13 protein-coding genes and 3 pseudogenes are annotated in these 15,165 nt (G+C 73.5%); 8 read left to right on the forward strand and 8 right to left on the reverse strand.

Annotated features, from left to right (window positions below; translation table 11 throughout):
* Positions 1-11 precede the first annotated feature (11 nt).
* The 5 genes and pseudogenes from MF408_RS27545 to MF408_RS24215 form a co-directional block, all read left to right on the forward strand.
* Positions 12-116 (forward strand): annotated as a pseudogene (locus MF408_RS27545) ((2Fe-2S)-binding protein); the annotation flags it as partial.
* 178 nt (positions 117-294) lie between these two features.
* Complete coding sequence (locus tag MF408_RS24205) at positions 295-540, forward strand: 2Fe-2S iron-sulfur cluster-binding protein (protein ID WP_240249705.1); 246 nt, start codon at positions 295-297, stop codon at positions 538-540.
* Complete coding sequence (locus MF408_RS24210; protein WP_240249706.1) at positions 537-1,547, forward strand: xanthine dehydrogenase family protein subunit M; 1,011 nt, start codon at positions 537-539, stop codon at positions 1,545-1,547. The genes MF408_RS24205 and MF408_RS24210 overlap by 4 nt, the downstream gene beginning before the upstream one ends.
* A gap of 114 nt (positions 1,548-1,661) precedes the next feature.
* A pseudogene (locus tag MF408_RS26335) lies at positions 1,662-2,162 on the forward strand (molybdopterin cofactor-binding domain-containing protein); the annotation flags it as partial.
* 31 nt (positions 2,163-2,193) lie between these two features.
* Positions 2,194-3,663, forward strand: a complete 1,470-nt coding sequence (locus MF408_RS24215; protein WP_275693291.1) for a xanthine dehydrogenase family protein molybdopterin-binding subunit — start codon at positions 2,194-2,196, stop codon at positions 3,661-3,663.
* A 444-nt stretch (positions 3,664-4,107) separates the two neighbouring features.
* Here the strand turns inward: MF408_RS24215 and MF408_RS24220 are convergent, their stop codons facing one another.
* Positions 4,108-5,520: a benzoate/H(+) symporter BenE family transporter gene (locus tag MF408_RS24220; RefSeq protein ID WP_240249707.1), complete on the reverse strand. Its 1,413-nt coding sequence runs from the start codon at positions 5,518-5,520 to the stop codon at positions 4,108-4,110.
* 70 nt (positions 5,521-5,590) lie between these two features.
* Between MF408_RS24220 and MF408_RS24225 the strand changes: the two genes are divergently transcribed.
* Genes MF408_RS24225 through MF408_RS24235 form a run of 3 tightly spaced genes read left to right on the forward strand, consistent with a single transcriptional unit; the run spans position 5,591 to position 8,624 of the window.
* Positions 5,591-6,103: a helix-turn-helix domain-containing protein gene (locus MF408_RS24225; protein WP_240249708.1), complete on the forward strand. Its 513-nt coding sequence runs from the start codon at positions 5,591-5,593 to the stop codon at positions 6,101-6,103.
* Between the two features lie 20 nt (positions 6,104-6,123).
* Positions 6,124-7,413 (forward strand): aminotransferase class III-fold pyridoxal phosphate-dependent enzyme, encoded by a 1,290-nt coding sequence (locus MF408_RS24230; RefSeq protein ID WP_240249709.1) that lies wholly within the window; start codon positions 6,124-6,126, stop codon positions 7,411-7,413.
* A 5-nt stretch (positions 7,414-7,418) separates the two neighbouring features.
* A complete protein-coding gene (locus tag MF408_RS24235; RefSeq protein WP_275693292.1) occupies positions 7,419-8,624 on the forward strand; it encodes a helix-turn-helix transcriptional regulator in 1,206 nt (401 codons plus the stop codon).
* Positions 8,625-8,795: 171 nt separating this feature from the next.
* On the opposite strand, the gene MF408_RS26340 is transcribed toward MF408_RS24235, so the two are convergent.
* From MF408_RS26340 to MF408_RS24265, 7 genes and pseudogenes are all read right to left on the reverse strand, one after another.
* Positions 8,796-8,930: a hypothetical protein gene (locus MF408_RS26340; RefSeq protein WP_275693293.1), complete on the reverse strand. Its 135-nt coding sequence runs from the start codon at positions 8,928-8,930 to the stop codon at positions 8,796-8,798.
* A 477-nt stretch (positions 8,931-9,407) separates the two neighbouring features.
* Positions 9,408-9,548, reverse strand: coding sequence for a manganese efflux pump (locus MF408_RS24240; RefSeq protein WP_240249711.1), 141 nt, complete (start codon positions 9,546-9,548; stop codon positions 9,408-9,410).
* Entirely contained in the window at positions 9,496-9,969 is a 474-nt protein-coding gene (locus MF408_RS24245) for a manganese efflux pump (protein WP_240249712.1), read from the reverse strand. Before MF408_RS24245 ends, MF408_RS24240 begins: the two co-directional genes overlap by 53 nt.
* Before the next feature lie 132 nt (positions 9,970-10,101).
* Positions 10,102-11,538, reverse strand: a complete 1,437-nt coding sequence (locus MF408_RS24250) for a bifunctional [glutamine synthetase] adenylyltransferase/[glutamine synthetase]-adenylyl-L-tyrosine phosphorylase (protein ID WP_240252166.1) — start codon at positions 11,536-11,538, stop codon at positions 10,102-10,104.
* A complete protein-coding gene (locus tag MF408_RS24255) occupies positions 11,490-13,076 on the reverse strand; it encodes a hypothetical protein (RefSeq protein ID WP_240249713.1) in 1,587 nt (528 codons plus the stop codon). Before MF408_RS24255 ends, MF408_RS24250 begins: the two co-directional genes overlap by 49 nt.
* 4 nt (positions 13,077-13,080) lie before the next feature.
* Positions 13,081-13,692: a flavodoxin family protein gene (locus MF408_RS24260; protein WP_240249714.1), complete on the reverse strand. Its 612-nt coding sequence runs from the start codon at positions 13,690-13,692 to the stop codon at positions 13,081-13,083.
* 56 nt (positions 13,693-13,748) lie between these two features.
* Positions 13,749-15,086: pseudogene (locus MF408_RS24265) on the reverse strand (glutamine synthetase family protein).
* Between the last annotated feature and the right edge of the window lie 79 nt (positions 15,087-15,165).

A 15,165-nucleotide genomic window follows, 5' to 3' on the forward strand; every position in this document is an offset into this window, starting at 1 on the left:
ACCGGCGACCCATGGAGACCGACATCGAGCTGACCGTCGACGGGACGCCCCGCACGGTCACCGTGGACACGCGCACCACGCTCCTCGACGCCCTGCGCGAGCGGCTCGGGGTGACGTCGCCCAAGAAGGGTTGCGACCACGGTCAGTGCGGCTCCTGCACCGTCCTGCTCGACGGACGACGGCACCTGACCTGCCTGGCCCTGGCGGTGTCCTACGACGGATCCGAGATCACCACCGCCGACGGGCTCGGCGGGGGACGCGCGGGAGACCGGGGACACCGCCGACCTGCACCCCGTGCAGCAGGCGTTCCTGCGCCACGACGGCCTCCAGTGCGGCTACTGCACGCCCGGCCAGGTGTGCTCGGCCGTCGGTGTGCTCGACGAGCTGCGCCACGGCCAGCCCAGCCACGTCACCGACGACGTCGCCGCCGACCCGGAGCCGACCGACGACGAGATCCGCGAGCGGATGAGCGGCAACCTCTGCCGGTGCGGCGCCTACGCCGGCATCCTCGCCGCCGTGCGGGAGGTCGTCGAGGCATGAGGGAGCTGCACTACCTGCGGCCCACCGACGCCGAGGCAGCGGTGCGAGCCGTCGCGGGCGACCCCGACGCCCGGTTCCTCGCGGGCGGGACCAACCTCGTCGACCACCTCAAGCTCGGTGTCGCCCGGCCCGGCACCCTCGTCGACGTGCGCCGGCTGCCGCTCGACGACATCGTCGACCTCGAGCCCGACGCCACCGGGGCGGGCGGGCTGCGGATCGGGACCAACGTCCGCAACAGCGACCTGGCCGCCGACCGCAGGGTCCGGGAGCGCTTCCCGGTCGTCGCCCGCGCCTTGCTCGCCGGGGCCTCCGGGCAGCTGCGCCACCAGGCCACCACCGGCGGCAACCTGCTGCAGCGCACGCGGTGCGTCTACTTCCAGGACGTCACCACCCCCTGCAACAAGCGGGAGCCCGGCGCCGGGTGTTCGGCCGTCGACGGCTACGGGCGCTACAACGCCATCCTCGGCGCCAGCCCCGACTGCGTGACGGTGCACCCGTCGGACCTCGCCGTCGGGCTCGCCGCCGTCGACGCGACGGTCGTGGCGCTCGGTCCTGACGGGGAGCGGCGGATCCCGCTCACCGACCTCCACCGGCTGCCCGGAGACCGACCGCAGGACGACACGGTCCTGCGTCACGGCGAGCTGATCACCGCGATCGAGCTGCGCGACTCCGCGGCCGCCCGCCTCTCCCACTACCACAAGGTCCGCGACCGGGCGTCGTACGCGTTCGCGCTGGTGTCGGTCGCGGCCGCCCTCGACCTCGCCGACAACGGCGCGGTCCGCGACGTGCGCATCGCCTGGGGCGGCGTGGCGCACAAGCCGTGGCGCGCCACCCGCGCCGAGGAGAGTCTCCGAGGACGCGTGCCCGACGAGGGCACTGTCCGCGCCGCAGCCGAGGCGGAGCTGGAAGCCGCGGTCACCGGCGACGCGACCGCGTTCAAGACGGCGATGGTGCGCAACGCGACCGTCCTCGTCCTCGGCCGGCTGGCAGGGAGGGCGGGAGCATGACCGACCCGGTCGAGGTCAGGACGGCGCCGGTCACCGCGCGCTCGATGAGCACCGCGCGGACACGGGTCGACGGCGTCGAGAAGGTCACCGGCCGGGCGGCCTACGGCGTCGAGCATGCACCGGCCGACGCCCTGCACGGGTGGCTCGTCCTGTCCACGGTGGCCCGGGGGCCGGATCACCGCGATCGACACCAGCGCGGCCCTCGCGCACCCCGGTGTCGTGTCCGTCGTCGACCACACCAACGCACCGCGCCTCGCCGACACCAGCAACGGCGAGCTGGCCATCCTGCAGGACCCGTGGGTCGGCTACCGGGGCCAGATCGTGGCCGTGGTGCTGGCGGAGACGTCGGAGGCCGCCCGCGAGGGCGCCGCGCTGGTGTGGACGTCGTACGACGTCGAGCCGCACGAGGCGGAGCTGCGCGAGGACAACGCGGACTACCGGCCCGACGTCGTCAACCCGAGCATGCCGACCGACACCGAGGACGGTGACGTCGACGCGGCACTCTCCGCGGCCGACGTGGTGGTCCGCGAGACCTACCGGACCGCCTACGAGTCCAACAACCCGCTCGAGCCGCACCAGCTCGTCGCGCACTGGGCGCCGGACGCGACCGACGGCCCGGTGCTCACGCTCCACGACTCGACCCAGGGTGTGCACGGCGTGGTCACCGCCCTCGCCCCCCGTCCTCGGCCTCGAGCCGGACCGGATCCGGGTGCTCGCGCCCTACGTCGGCGGCGGCTTCGGCAGCAAGGGCGAGGCCCACAGCCACGAGGTCGCGGCGGCGCTCGCCGCGCGCACGGTGCCGGGCCGCGCGGTGCGGCTGGCGGTCACCCGGCAGCAGATGTCCGGCATGACCGGCTACCGGACCGCCACGTTCTCCCACCTCACCGCCGGCGCCCGGGCCGACGGCGTCCTCACCGCGCTCGAGCACCACGTGCAGGAGCAGACCTCGAAGGTGCGGGAGTTCGCGGAGCAGACCGCGTCACCGACCCGGATGATGTACGCCGCGCCCGCCCGGCGCACCAGCCACCGGCTGGCCCGCCTCGACGTGACCGTGCCGTCGTGGATGCGGGCACCGGGCGAGATGCCCGGCATGTTCGCGCAGGAGATGGCGATGGAGGACCTGGCCGTCGCCACGGGGATCGACCCGGTCGAGCTCCGCCGGCGCAACGACACCGCCGTCGACCCCGAGACCGGCCTCCCGTTCAACGACCGCCGTCTCGTCGACTGCCTCGACCGCGGCGCCGAGCTGTTCGGCTGGTCGCCCCCCGCACCGAAGCCGGGGTCCCGGCTCGACGGCGACTGGTGGGTCGGCCAGGGCGTCGCCTCCGCGACCTACCCGATGATGCGCTCCCCCGGCAACCGCGCCCGGGTCAGGTCGCTGCCCGGGGGCCGGTACGCCGTCGCCACCGGCGCCGTCGACATCGGCACGGGCGCCCGCACCGTTCTCGCCCAGATCGCCGCCGACGCGCTGGGCTGCCCGGTCGAGGCGGTGGACCTGGAGATCGCGGACACGCTGCTCCCGAGCGCGAGCGTCGCCGGCGGCTCCTCGGGCACGAGCTCGTGGGGGTCGGCGATCGTGGCCGCCGCCCAGCAGTTCCGCGCCGACCACGGCGACCACCCCGACCCCGGCGTCGAGACCACCGCCTCGGCGGCCGACAACCCGCACACCGAGACGCACTCGCTCTACTCGTTCGGTGCGGTGTTCTGCGAGGCGCGGGTGCACCGGCTCACCGGCGAGGTGCGGGTCCCGCGCCTGCTCGGGGTGTACTCGGTCGGCCGGGTGGTCAACCCGGTGACGGCCCGCTCCCAGCTCCTGGGCGGTCTGGTCATGGGACTCTCGGCGGCGCTGTTCGAGGAGTCGTGGCGCGACCCGCGGTTCGGCCACTTCGTCACCCAGGACCTCGCGACGTACCACGTCGCCACCCACGCCGACGTACGCGACCTGCGTGCCGAGTGGCTCGACGAGGACGACCGGCTCGCGACGCCGATGGGGTCGCGGGGCATCGGTGAGATCGGGATCGTCGGCACGTCGGCCGCCGTCGCCAACGCCACCTATCGCGCGACGGGCGTCCGGGTCCGCCGGATCCCGGTCACCCCGGACCACTTCGTGGCCTGACCGATCCGGCCCGGCCCGCGCGGACGTGGTGTCCGCGCCCGATCGTTGTTGCCAGGACTGGTAGCACCGGCCCGCCGCGACCGGGCGCGCCCCGTCGCTGGCCCCCTAACCTGACGCGCGGCGAGGCCGGCAACCCCCACCGCCGGCCGGGGGCAGCTGCGCTGGTGTCCCGCTCCCGGACCTGTCCCCACCGGGGAGCGGGACACCACTGCACTGCAGGGATCCGACGTTATGCCCGGAGCGGGTTGTCAGACAATCCCTGAATTCGAACGAGCCGAACGGACGGGTCCCGGCGGCCGGGTGCGGATGGCTCCTCCGGTGCCGGGGTATCGGTCCTGCAGTCGGGCGCCGTTCACGGCTCCGGCGAGGCCCCGACCGCCGGTTGGCACCACTGACTGTGGGGGCGGTCGGGGCCGTTCGCCGTCCGGCCCCGACGCCCGTGCGCTACTCCTCGTCGGCCTCGGCCTGGTGCGGGTAGGCGTCGTCGTCGGTGGTGACCTCGGCCCCCTGCTCGACGGCGTCGGCCTCGTCGGCCTCGTCCGGGGTGACCTCGGGAGCGGTCACCGAGCCGGCGCCGTCCAGGTCCTGCCGCTGCTCGATCAGGTCCGCCTCGTCGGCTCGCTCGAGGGGTTCGTCGTTCGGGGTCGTCATGACGGGGGTAGTACCCGAACCGGCGCGCGCAACCGGTGCCCCGGCCGGGTGTCCGCCGCCACGGGGCACCAGGAGCACCCAGCAACCGACCCCCGCCAGCAGCGCCCAGAACGCGGAGCCGATGCCGAGCACCGCCGTCCCGCTCGCGGCGACGACGAAGGTGACGACGGCCGGGACGCGGGCGGCGGGGTCCTCGGTGGCCGACGCCAGCGACGACCCGAGGGTCGCGAGCAGTGCGAGGCCGGCGACCGTCTCGAGAAGACCCGGCCGGGCGTGGGAGGCGAGGATGACCAGGCCCGACGACGCCACCGCCAGCGCCAGGTAGGTCCACGCCGCCACGACGCTCGCCCGCCACCGCCGGTCGGGGTCGGCGTGCACGTCCGGTGACGCGGCCATCGCCGCGGTGATCGCGGCGAGGTTGACCGCGTGCCCACCTGCCAGCGACCCGGCGACGGTCCCGGCACCGGTGACCGTCAGGCTCGCGCGCCACGGGACCCGGTAGCCGAAGGAGGAGAGCACGGCGGCACCCGGCACGTTCTGGGACGCCATCGTCACCAGGTAGAGCGGCAGCGCGAGCCCGAGCACGGCCTGCGCGTCCAGGACCGGCCGCACCAGCTCGACCGTGGGCAGGAGGTCGCTCCCGTCGATCGTCGGCCAGGGGGCCTCGACCACGATCAGCACGAGAGCCGCACCGAGGACGAGCGGCGAGGCCCACGCCGGGAGCCGGCGGACGAGGACCAGCCAGAGGGCGACCAGCGGTGCGATGACCACCGGGTCGGCGACGAGCGCGCGGAACGGCGCGAGGCACAACGAGAACAGGATCCCGGCCAGCATCCCCTGGGCGACCGGTCGCGGGATCGCGGCGACGATCCGTCCGAGGGGCGGCCACAGGGCGGTCAGCAGCACGAGCACGCCCACGACGAGGAAGGCGCCGACGGCGGCCGGCCAGCCGCCCGGAGCGGCACCGGTGCCGGCCAGCAGCGCCGCGCCGGGTGTCGACCAGGCCAGCGTGACGGGGATCCGGTAGCGGTGGGCGAGGTAGAGCATGCCCACGGCCTGGAGGGCGCACAGCACGAGCAGGCCCGACGCCGCCTGCTCCGCGGAGGCGCCGACCCCTCGGAGGCCCGCCAGGACGACGGCGAACGAGCTCGCGAACCCGACCAGCGCCAGCGTGATCCCGGCGGGCGCCGTCCGGTCGTGTTCCATGAACAGAACAGTAACGGTGGCGTTCCGTCCGCGGAACCATGTCCTATGCTCCGGCCGGATGGACGAGTCGTTGAGCGCCGAGATCGGGGCCCAGGTCCGCGCCGCGCGCGCCGCTCGCGGGCTGAGCCTGAGCCGGCTGGCCGCCGTGGCCGGGGTCGGCAAGGGCTCCCTGTCGGAGCTCGAGGCGGGCCGGCGCAACCCCACCCTCGCGACGCTCTACGCCCTGGCCAACGCGCTCGAGGTGCCGCTCGCCCGGCTGCTGGCGGAGCGCCCCGGTGCCGAGGTCGGCTCCCCCGGCATCACGGCCCGGCTGCTCGAGACCCTCCACCGCGAGGACGGCACGACGATCGAGGTCTACGTGCTCACCCTGACCGCGGGGAGCCGGCACCTGTCCCCCGGCCACGGGACCGGCGTGACCGAGCACCTCTACCTCACCGACGGACGGGTGGCCGTCGGGCCCGCCGACGCGCCGCGGCAGCTCGGGGTCGGCGAGGCCCACACCTGGACGGCCGACGCCGACCACGGCTACGAGGCGGTCGGAGGGCCGGCGCGCGGCATCCTCACCATCACGACGCCACCCTGACCGGCACGACAGAGCCGTGGATGACCCGGTGGCCGGGCGCCTTCCCCGTCACGTTCGCGACAGCGCAGGGAGCGCGGTTCACCGACGTCGACGGCATCGAGTATGTCGACCTCTGCCTCGGCGACAGCGGGGCCATGACCGGCCACGCGCTGCCCCAGGTCGCGGAGGCGGTCGAGCGGCAGGCACGCGCCGGCATCACGACCATGCTGCCGTCGGAGGACGCTGTCTGGGTGGCCGAGGAGCTGGCGCGCCGGTTCGGCCTGCCCAGCTGGCAGCTGGCGATGTCGGCGACCGACGCCAACCGCTTCGTGCTGCGGTTCGCGCGAGCGCTGACCGGTCGACCGCGGGTGGCGGTGATCGACTGGTGCTACCACGGCACGGTGGACGAGACGTTCGCGGTCCTCGGGACCGACGGCTCCGTCGTCGCCCGGCCCGGTTCGATGGGGCCGCAGGTCGACGTGGCCCTCACCACCGCCGTCGTGCCGTGCAACGACCTCGACGCACTCGACCGCCGGTTGGGCGAGGGTGACGTCGCCTGCCTGCTGATGGAGCCGGCGCTCACCAACATCGGCATCGTGCTGCCGGAGGTCGGCTACCTCGCCGGGATCCGCGAGGTGACCAGGAAGCACGGCGTGCTGCTGGTGATCGACGAGACACACACGCTCTGCGCGGGTCCCGGCGGCGCCACCGCCGCGTGGGGGCTGGAGCCGGACCTGCTGGTCGTCGGCAAGGCGATCGGCGGCGGCGTCCCCGTGGCGGCGTACGGCATGACCGGCGAGGTGGCCGACCGGCTGACCGGGCCGATGCTCGGGCACGACATCGACGTCGCCGGCGTCGGCGGAACCCCTGACCGGCAACGCGCTCGCGCTCGCGGCGACCCGAGCGACGCTGTCGACCTGCCTGCGGGAGGAGGACTTCGCGGTCGCGGTCCCCCTCGCCGAACGGTTCACCGACGGCGTCGCCGGCGTGATCGCCTCCCACCACCTCCCCTGGACGGTGCAGCGCCTCGGGTGCCGCGCGGAGTACTGGTTCTGCCCTCCGCCGCGCACCGGCGCCGAGGCCGCCGCCGCAGGCGACCCAGATCTCGAGGCGTTCTTCCACCTGTGGGCGCTCAACCGCGGGATCCTGCTGACGCCGTTCCACAACATGGCGCTGTTCAGCCCGTTCCACACGCCGGACGACGTCGACCGCCACACCGAGGTGTTCGCGTCGGCGGTCGCGGAGCTCGTGCGCTGAAGCGGCCTTTTTCCTGTCCGGGGAGAGTCTTCCTGGTCACTTTGCCCCAATTCGCCATTCTTAGGTCACAATGAGGCACATGAGTCCGAGCACCGCGGAGCTCCTGCGGTCCGTCGACCCGGCGGACCTGGGCTCGCGCGTGCGCGCGGCACGGGTGGCCAAGGGCTGGACGCAGACCGACCTGGCCGGCGAGGAGATCTCCGTCGGCTACGTGTCGCGGATCGAGAGCGGCTCCCGCCGCCCCAACCTCAAGGTGCTGTCCTACCTCGCCGGCCGGCTCGCGACCCCCGTCGAGCAGCTGCTCCGCGGCGTGAGCACGAGCGAGTACGACGAGATCCGGCTGGGTCTCGACTACGCCGAGCTCGCGCTCGAGAGCGGCGAGGCACTCGACGCCGAGCGCCAGGCTCGCGAGCACCTCACCCGCGCCGAGAACGCCTCGGTGCCGGAGCTGCTCGAGCGCGGTCGCTACCTCCTGGCCCGCTCGCTCGAAGCCCTGGGCGACCTGGACGGGGCCATCATCGAGCTCGAGCGCCTCGTCGAGACGGCCACCGGCCTCACCGCGATCCGCGGCGGCATCGCGCTGTGCCGCTGCTACCGCGAGACCGGCGACCTCGCCCTGGCCGTCGAGGCCGGCGAGCGGATCGAGAGCAAGATCTCGGACTGGGGCCTCGGTCAGACCGACGAGGCCGTCCAGCTGACCGCGACCGTCGCCGCCGCCTACATGGAGCGGGGCGACCTGCACCGCGCCGCCCGGATCTGCTCCGACGCGGTGCGCCGGGCGGAGGATCTCTCCACCGCCCGGGCGCGCGCCGGCGCGTACTGGAACGCCAGCATCGTTCAGGCGAAGAAGGGTGACGTCCAGGCGGCGCTCCCCCTGGCTTCCCGCGCGCTTGCTCTCCTGAGTGAGGGACAGGACGGCCGCAATCTCGCTCGGATGCGGGTCCAGCTGGGCGAACTGCAGCTGCAGTTCGACCCGCCTGAGATCGCCGGAGCGTTCGAGAACCTCGCACGCGCGCGCGATGAGCTGGCTGCGACGAGCGCCAGCGAGGTGGACCGAGCGCACAACGAGGTCGCACTTGCTCAGGCGCACCTTCTCGCGGGCGACGCACTGCTGGCGATCGAGACCTCAGCGAACGCCCAGGCCATGGCCGGCGACCGGGCACACCAGGTGCACGCGGCAGCCATCGTGGTTCGTGGGCAGGCACTTGCCGCCCTGGGTCGGGCCGAGGACGCGCACGCGTCGTACCGCGAAAGCCGTGCACGTGCTGACCAGCGCCGGTGCTGACCGGTCGGCCGCGCAGCTGTGGTTCGAGCTGGCGGACCTGCTCGAGGACGCCGGCGACTTCGACGGCGCCCGTGAGGCTTACCGAAGTGCAGCTGCTACCAGTGGACTCGTGTCGCGGCGGCGGAGTCGTCGGGTCGAGCCGGCGAACGTCTTGGCCGGGCTCAGCGAGACTCAGCAGCAGTAGACGGTCCGCGCGCTGACGGTCGGCTTCGCGTCGGCCGGCGCAGCCATGCCCATCGTGGCGGCGAGAGCGGTCGCAACCGCCGCGATCGCCAGCTTCATGCCCTTGTTGGTGCGCTTGTTCATGGTGTTCCCCCTGCTGGAGCTCGGGTGTCAGTTCGGAAAAATCTTTCCGATGTGCCAGATTCTGTCAATTTCCGTCACATCAGCAAGTCAAATCTGTGCTAAGTTCAGGCACACAGGAACGGCCCCCCGCTCCGCGGAGGCGACGGTGCTCCCCCCACCGCCGCCAGAACCGCAAGCGGACGACGTTCCGACCGGGCTCTCCCCCAGTCCCGGTTTTCGACCCCCTGCCGTTGGAGCCGGCAGGGGGTCGCCCCTTTTCGGACCTCCTGCAGTCGACGAGTCGTCCGTCCCGGCTCCGGGACCGCGGGCGGGCGCCGGTGACGCTCGGAGTGTGCAGCGCGGCCCGCCGGGCCGGTAAGCACCGTTCGGCACGCCGATAGCAGATCCGGCGTCACGGGTCGGGGCGCATCGACTGACAGACGACGGCGATAGCAGATCCGGCACCAGGGCCGGACGGTCCGAGCGCTGCCCCCGTCGTCAGCCCAGCAGGTGGGCGAGCAGGATCCGCAGACCGATCAGCACGAGGACCACGCCTCCGACGAGCGTGGCCCACCGGCCCAGCCGTTCACCGACGCGAGCACCCACCTCGACCGCGACCCAGGAGAGCACGAGGGTCACGACGCCGATCAGCGTCAGGGCGGGGACCAGGTCGACCTCGAGGACCCCGAACGTCACCCCCGACTGCCGCCGCGTCGATCGAGGTCGCGATCGCCAGCGGCACGACCGACCGGATCGTGACCACCGGTGCGGCGTGGTGCTCGGCGTGCTCGCCGAAGGACTCGCGCACCATGTGCGCGCCGATGGCGGCGAGCATGGCGAAGGCGATCCACGGGGTCGCCGAGCTCACCAGGTCGGCCGACCAGAACGCCACCGCGAAGCCGAGCAGGGGCATGAGGCCCTGGAACAGCCCGAACATCCCGGCGACGAGCAGCGCGTCGCGCAACGACGGCCGCCGCAGCTGCAGGCCCTGGGCGAGGGCGACCGCCACCGCGTCCATCGCCAGCGCGAAGGCCAGCACGACGAGTTCGGGGGTGGTCACAGGCGGTCGTCTCGAGGGGTTCGCGGGCAAAAGGTGTCGGGCCGTGACCTCTGGGGGGTCGGTCACGGCCCGACCCGGCCCATCATGGCACAAGGCGCCGGCGCCATCGGCATCACCCGAGCAGATGCTCGGTCACTGCCAGAAGACCCGTTCCACCACCGTTCTGGCGTGCCTCGTCACCCGCAGGTAGTCGTTGACCATCGCGTCGGTCTGGTCCAGCGGGAACCCCAGGATCCCGGCCACCGCCCGCCGCTCCCGGGACGTCCGCGGCATCTGGTCCCCCGGCTTGCCACGGGCCAGGGTCACCGCGTTGCGCACCCTGCTCACCGTCCGCCAGGCGGTGCTCAGGAGGTCGGCGTCGTCGCCGGAGATGAGGCCGGCCTCGGTCGCCGCCCGGAGCGCCGCCAGCGTCTGCGTCGTGCGCAGACCCGGCACCTCCGCGCCGTGCCGCAGCTGCAGCAGCTGCACGGTCCACTCGATGTCGGCGAGCCCGCCGCGCCCGAGCTTGAGGTGCAGGGCCGGATCTGCGCCGCGCGGCAGCCGCTCGCGGTCGACCCGGGCCTTGATCCGGCGCACCTCGAGGATGTCGTCGTCCGAGAGCCCGGCCGCCGGGTACCGCAGCGGGTCGATGAGCTCGGTGAACCTCCGGCGCAGCCCCGGGTCGCCGACGACGGCGTCCGCGCGGAGCAGCGCCTGCGCCTCCCACACCTTCGACCACTTGGCGTAGTAGGCGGCGTAGGAGTCGAGGGTGCGGACCAACGGTCCCTGCTTCCCCTCGGGCCGGAGGTCGGCGTCGACCAGGAGCGGCGGGTCGCCGCCGGGGAGGGCGAGCGCCCGCCGTACCTCCTCGGCCACCGCCTTGGCGTACGACGCCGCCACGTGCGGCTCCACACCCTCCTCCGGGTCGTGCACGAACAGCACGTCGGCGTCGCTGCCGTAGGCGAGCTCGAAGCCGCCGTAGCGGCCCATCGCCACGACCGCCATCCGGGTCGGTGCCGCGTCGAGCCCCCGCTGCTGCCGGACCGCCTCGCCCGCGACGGCGAGCGTGGCCTCCAACGTCGCGTCGGTCAGGCGGGTCAGCCCGAACCCGACGTCCGCGACGTCGGTCAGCCCGAGCACGTCGCCCGCCGCGATCCGCAGCAGCTCGCGGCGACGTACGGCGCGGATCGCGCGCACCGCCCGCTCCGGGTCGTCCTGGCGGCCGGCGGTCGCCAGCATCTCCTCGGTGAGCGCGTCCACGGCCAGCGGCTGCAGGTCCCCGCCGAGGAGGCGGACCCCCTGCGGCTCCCGCTCGAGCAGGTCCGTGCAGTAGCGGGAGGTGGCCAGCAGGTGCGCCAGCCGCTCGGCGACCTCGCCCTCGTCGCGGAGGGTGGAGAGGTACCACGGCGTGGAGCCGAGCGCCTCGCTGAGCCGGCGGAACCCGAACAGGCCGGCGTCCGGGTCCGGGCACTCGGCGAACCACTGCAGCATCGCCGGCAGCAGGGCCCGTTGGATGTTGGCGGTGCGGGACACCCCGGCGGTCAGCGCCTCGAGGTTGCGCAGGGCCGCGTCGGGGTCGGCGTACCCCAGCGCCGCGAGCCGGTCGGCCGCCGCCGCGGAGGAGAGGGCGACGCCCTCGCCGGGGGATCCGCGCGACCGCGGACAGCAGCGGACGGTAGAAGAGCTTCTGGTGCAGCCGGCTGACCTCGCGCCGGTGGTGCTCCCAGGTGCGGAGCAGCCGCTGGTGCGGCTCCCTTGAGGTAGCCGAGGCTCCGCCCGAGCCGCCGCAGCGACGCCTCGTCGTCGGGCAGGACGTGGGTCCGGCGCATCCGGTGCAGCTGGATGCGGTGCTCCAGCTGCCGCAGGAAGGCGTAGGCCTCGTGGAGCGCCTCGCCGTCGGGGCGACCGATGTAGCCCTCCTGGGTCAGCTCGGCGAGCGCGCTCAGAGTCCCGGGCACCCGGATCCGCTCGTCGGCCCGGCCGTGCACGAGCTGGAGGAGCTGCACGGCGAACTCCACGTCGCGCAGACCCCCGGCACCGAGCTTGAGCTGCCGCTCGGCCTCCTTGGCCGGGATGTGGTCGAGCACCCGGCGGCGCATCGCCCGCGCCGCGTCGACGAACCCCTCCCGGTCGGCGACCGACCAGACCATCGGCGCGACCATGTCGACGAACTGCCCGCCGAGGTCGAGGTCACCGGCCACCGGTCGCGCCTTCAGCAGCGCCTGGAACTCCCAGGTGTCGGCCCACCGCTCGTAGTAGCCGCGGTGACCGGTCAGGGTGCGGCTCAGCGGGCCCGCCTTGCCCTCGGGGCGCAGGGCGGCGTCGACCGGCCAGATCGTGCCCTCCCGGGTGTGGTCGGAGCAGACCTGCATCAGGTGCGAGGCGAGCTTGGCCGCCGTACGCGCGGCCGCGGCGTCGTCGGCGCCGGCGACCGGCTCGTGCAGGAAGATCACGTCGACGTCGGAGACGTAGTTGAGCTCGTGGCCGCCGCACTTGCCCATGGCGACCACGCCCAGCCGCACCGTCCGCGACTCCTCGCCCACCCGCTGCCGCGCCACGGCGAGTGCGGCCTCGAGGGTGCTGGCGGCGAGGTCGGACAGCTCGGCCGCCGCGTCGTCGACGCCGAGGTCGTGGGCCAGGTCGCGAGCCGCGAGCGGGAGCAGCAGCAACCGGTACTCGACCCGCAGCGCGTCGACCGCCTCGGCGTCGGGCAGGGTCGCCACCGGCTCCGGGTCGTCCGGGTCCGCGCCCACCGCCCGCAGCAGCGCCTCGCGGAACACCCAGGCCGCCGGGCGGGTGGTGCCGAGGGTCGGGTCGGTCAGCCGCCGCCAGTGCTCCGGGTGCGCCACCAGGTGGTCGCCGAGGGCGACGCTGGCGCCGAGCACGAGGAGCAGCCGCATCGCGGTGCCCTCGTCGGAGGTGAGCGCGGCGAGCAGCGCGTCACGGTCGGAGGTGGCGTCGGCAAGGCGCACCAGGGCCGACAGCGCCGCGTCGGGGTCGGCGGTGCGGCCGAGGTAGGCCAGCAGCTCGACGCCCGCCGGGCCGAGGTCCGCGAGGTGCGCCTGCGCCCGGTCGACGTCGGTGAACCCGAGGCGCAACAGCTCCCCGCGCGGGGTCGACCGGTTCATGCGGTCACGCTATCGGCGGGTACTGGTTCTCCTTCAGCAGCCTCGCCAGGTGCGCCGCGTTGGCGGCCAGGGTGCTGGTCGTCTGCGCCGTCTTCTCCGGACGCGGGACCTTCTCGCGGTAGTCGGTGCCCTGCATCGCCTCCCCCACCCAGTAGGTCACGGCGTTGGCCGGGATGGTGAAACCGGTGTCGCTGAGCGCCTGGTAGAGCTCCGCCGAGACGTGGTGCGCGCCGTCCTCGTTGCCGACGACGGCCACCGCGGCCACCTTGCCGAAGGTCAGCATCCGCCCGCCGTCGTCGGTCTCGCCGATCTCGGCATCGAGCCGCTCGAGCACCAACTTGCACACCGCCGAGGGCTGCCCGAGCCAGATCGGCGTCGCGACCACGAGGATGTCGGCCGCGAGCACCTGCTCGCGGATCGCCGGCCACTCGTCGCCGTCACCCTCGTCGGTCGTCACGCCGAACTTCACGTCGTGGTCGACCACGCGGACGATCGAGCTGTCGACGCCGTGCTCGGCCAGGGCGGCGACGACCTCGGTGGCCAGCAGGTGGGAGCTGGAATCGGACGGCGTCGGCTTCAGGGTGCAGACGAGGACGAGGGCACGCAGGTCGGACATGCCGGGCCGGTACCCACCCGCTGCGGTCTCAGAGCACGGGCCTCAGCGCACGGGCCTCAGAGCACGGGGAGCATCCGGTCGCGCTCGAACGCCGACACCTGACCGCGGTACTCGTCCCACTCCGCCCGCTTGTTGCGGAGGAAGAAGTCGAAGACCTGCTCCCCCAGCGTCTCCGCCAGCAGCTCGGAGCGCTCGGCGATCTCGATCGCCTCGTTGAGGTTCTTCGGCAACGGCTGGATGCCGAGCGCGCGGCGCTCCGCCTCCGATAGCGCCCACACGTCGTCCTCGGCCTCACGCGGCAGGTCGTAGCCCTGCTCGATCCCCTTGAGCCCGGCGGCGAGCACCGCCGCGAACGCGAGGTAGGGGTTGCAGGCGGCGTCGATCGTGCGCAGCTCCACCCGCGTCGACTGGCCCTTGAGCGGCTTGTACATCGGCACCCGCACCATCGCCGAGCGGTTGTTGTGCCCCCCAGCAGACGTACGACGGCGCCTCGCCGCCGAACATCATCCGCTTGTAGGAGTTCACCCACTGGTTGGTGACGACGCTGATCTCGTTGGCGTGGGTGAGGATCCCGGCGATGAACTGCCGGCCGACCTTCGACAGCTGGTACTCCGCACCCGGCTCGTAGAAGGCGTTCTGGTCGCCCTCGAACAGCGAGACGTGCGTGTGCATGCCGGAGCCGGGCTGCTCGGTGAACGGCTTCGGCATGAACGTCGCCCAGATCCCCTGGCTGAGGGCGACCTCCCGGATCACGGTGCGGAACGTCATGATGTTGTCGGCCGTCGACAGCGCGTCGGCGTACCGCAGGTCGATCTCCTGCTGCCCCGGCCCGCCCTCGTGGTGGCTGAACTCGACCGAGATCCCCATCGCCTCGAGCATCGTGATCGCCTCGCGGCGGAAGTCCGAGCCGTGGGAGTGGGCGGCGTGGTCGAAGTAGCCGCTGCGGTCGATCGGCACCGGCTCGACGCCGGGCCGCGGGTCGTCGCGGAAGAGGTAGAACTCGATCTCGGGGTGGGTGTAGAAGGTGAAGCCCTGGTCGGCCGCCCGGGCCAGGGTGCGCTTGAGGACGTTGCGCGGGTCGGCGTACGACGCGGAGCCGTCGGGCATCACGATGTCGCAGAACATCCGTGCGGTGGACGGCCCCTCCCCCGCCACGGCAGGATCTGGAACGTCGACGGGTCTGGCATCGCGAGCATGTCCGACTCGTAGACGCGGGCGAAGCCCTCGATGGCCGACCCGTCGAACCCGATGCCCTCGGCGAAGGCGCCCTCCAGCTCGGCGGGCGCGACCGCCACCGACTTCAGGAACCCCAGGACGTCGGTGAACCAGAGCCGGACGAACCGGACGTCACGCTCCTCGAGAGCGCGGAGAACGAAGTCTTCCTGCTTGCCCATGGCTGCAGCCTAGGGCCTCTCGGGATCACGCCAACGCGCCGACCCGGCGCATCTCCGCACCGTCAACGCGCCGACCCGG

It is taken from the genome of Nocardioides sp. TF02-7 (genome assembly GCF_022437945.1).
GTDB lineage: Bacteria > Actinomycetota > Actinomycetes > Propionibacteriales > Nocardioidaceae > Nocardioides.

What these genes read in the sequence shown, in the direction of transcription:
- MF408_RS24210 (WP_240249706.1), top strand. Translation starts at nt 537, where the DNA reads ATGAGGGAGCTGCACTACCTGCGGCCCACCGACGCCGAGGCAGCGGTG.
- MF408_RS24220 (WP_240249707.1), bottom strand. Translation starts at nt 5,520, where the DNA reads ATGGAACACGACCGGACGGCGCCCGCCGGGATCACGCTGGCGCTGGTC.
- MF408_RS26340 (WP_275693293.1), bottom strand. Translation starts at nt 8,930, where the DNA reads ATGAACAAGCGCACCAACAAGGGCATGAAGCTGGCGATCGCGGCGGTT.
- MF408_RS24255 (WP_240249713.1), bottom strand. Translation starts at nt 13,076, where the DNA reads ATGAACCGGTCGACCCCGCGCGGGGAGCTGTTGCGCCTCGGGTTCACC.
- MF408_RS24260 (WP_240249714.1), bottom strand. Translation starts at nt 13,692, where the DNA reads ATGTCCGACCTGCGTGCCCTCGTCCTCGTCTGCACCCTGAAGCCGACG.
- MF408_RS24230 (WP_240249709.1), top strand. Translation starts at nt 6,124, where the DNA reads ATGACCCGGTGGCCGGGCGCCTTCCCCGTCACGTTCGCGACAGCGCAG.
- MF408_RS24235 (WP_275693292.1), top strand. Translation starts at nt 7,419, where the DNA reads ATGAGTCCGAGCACCGCGGAGCTCCTGCGGTCCGTCGACCCGGCGGAC.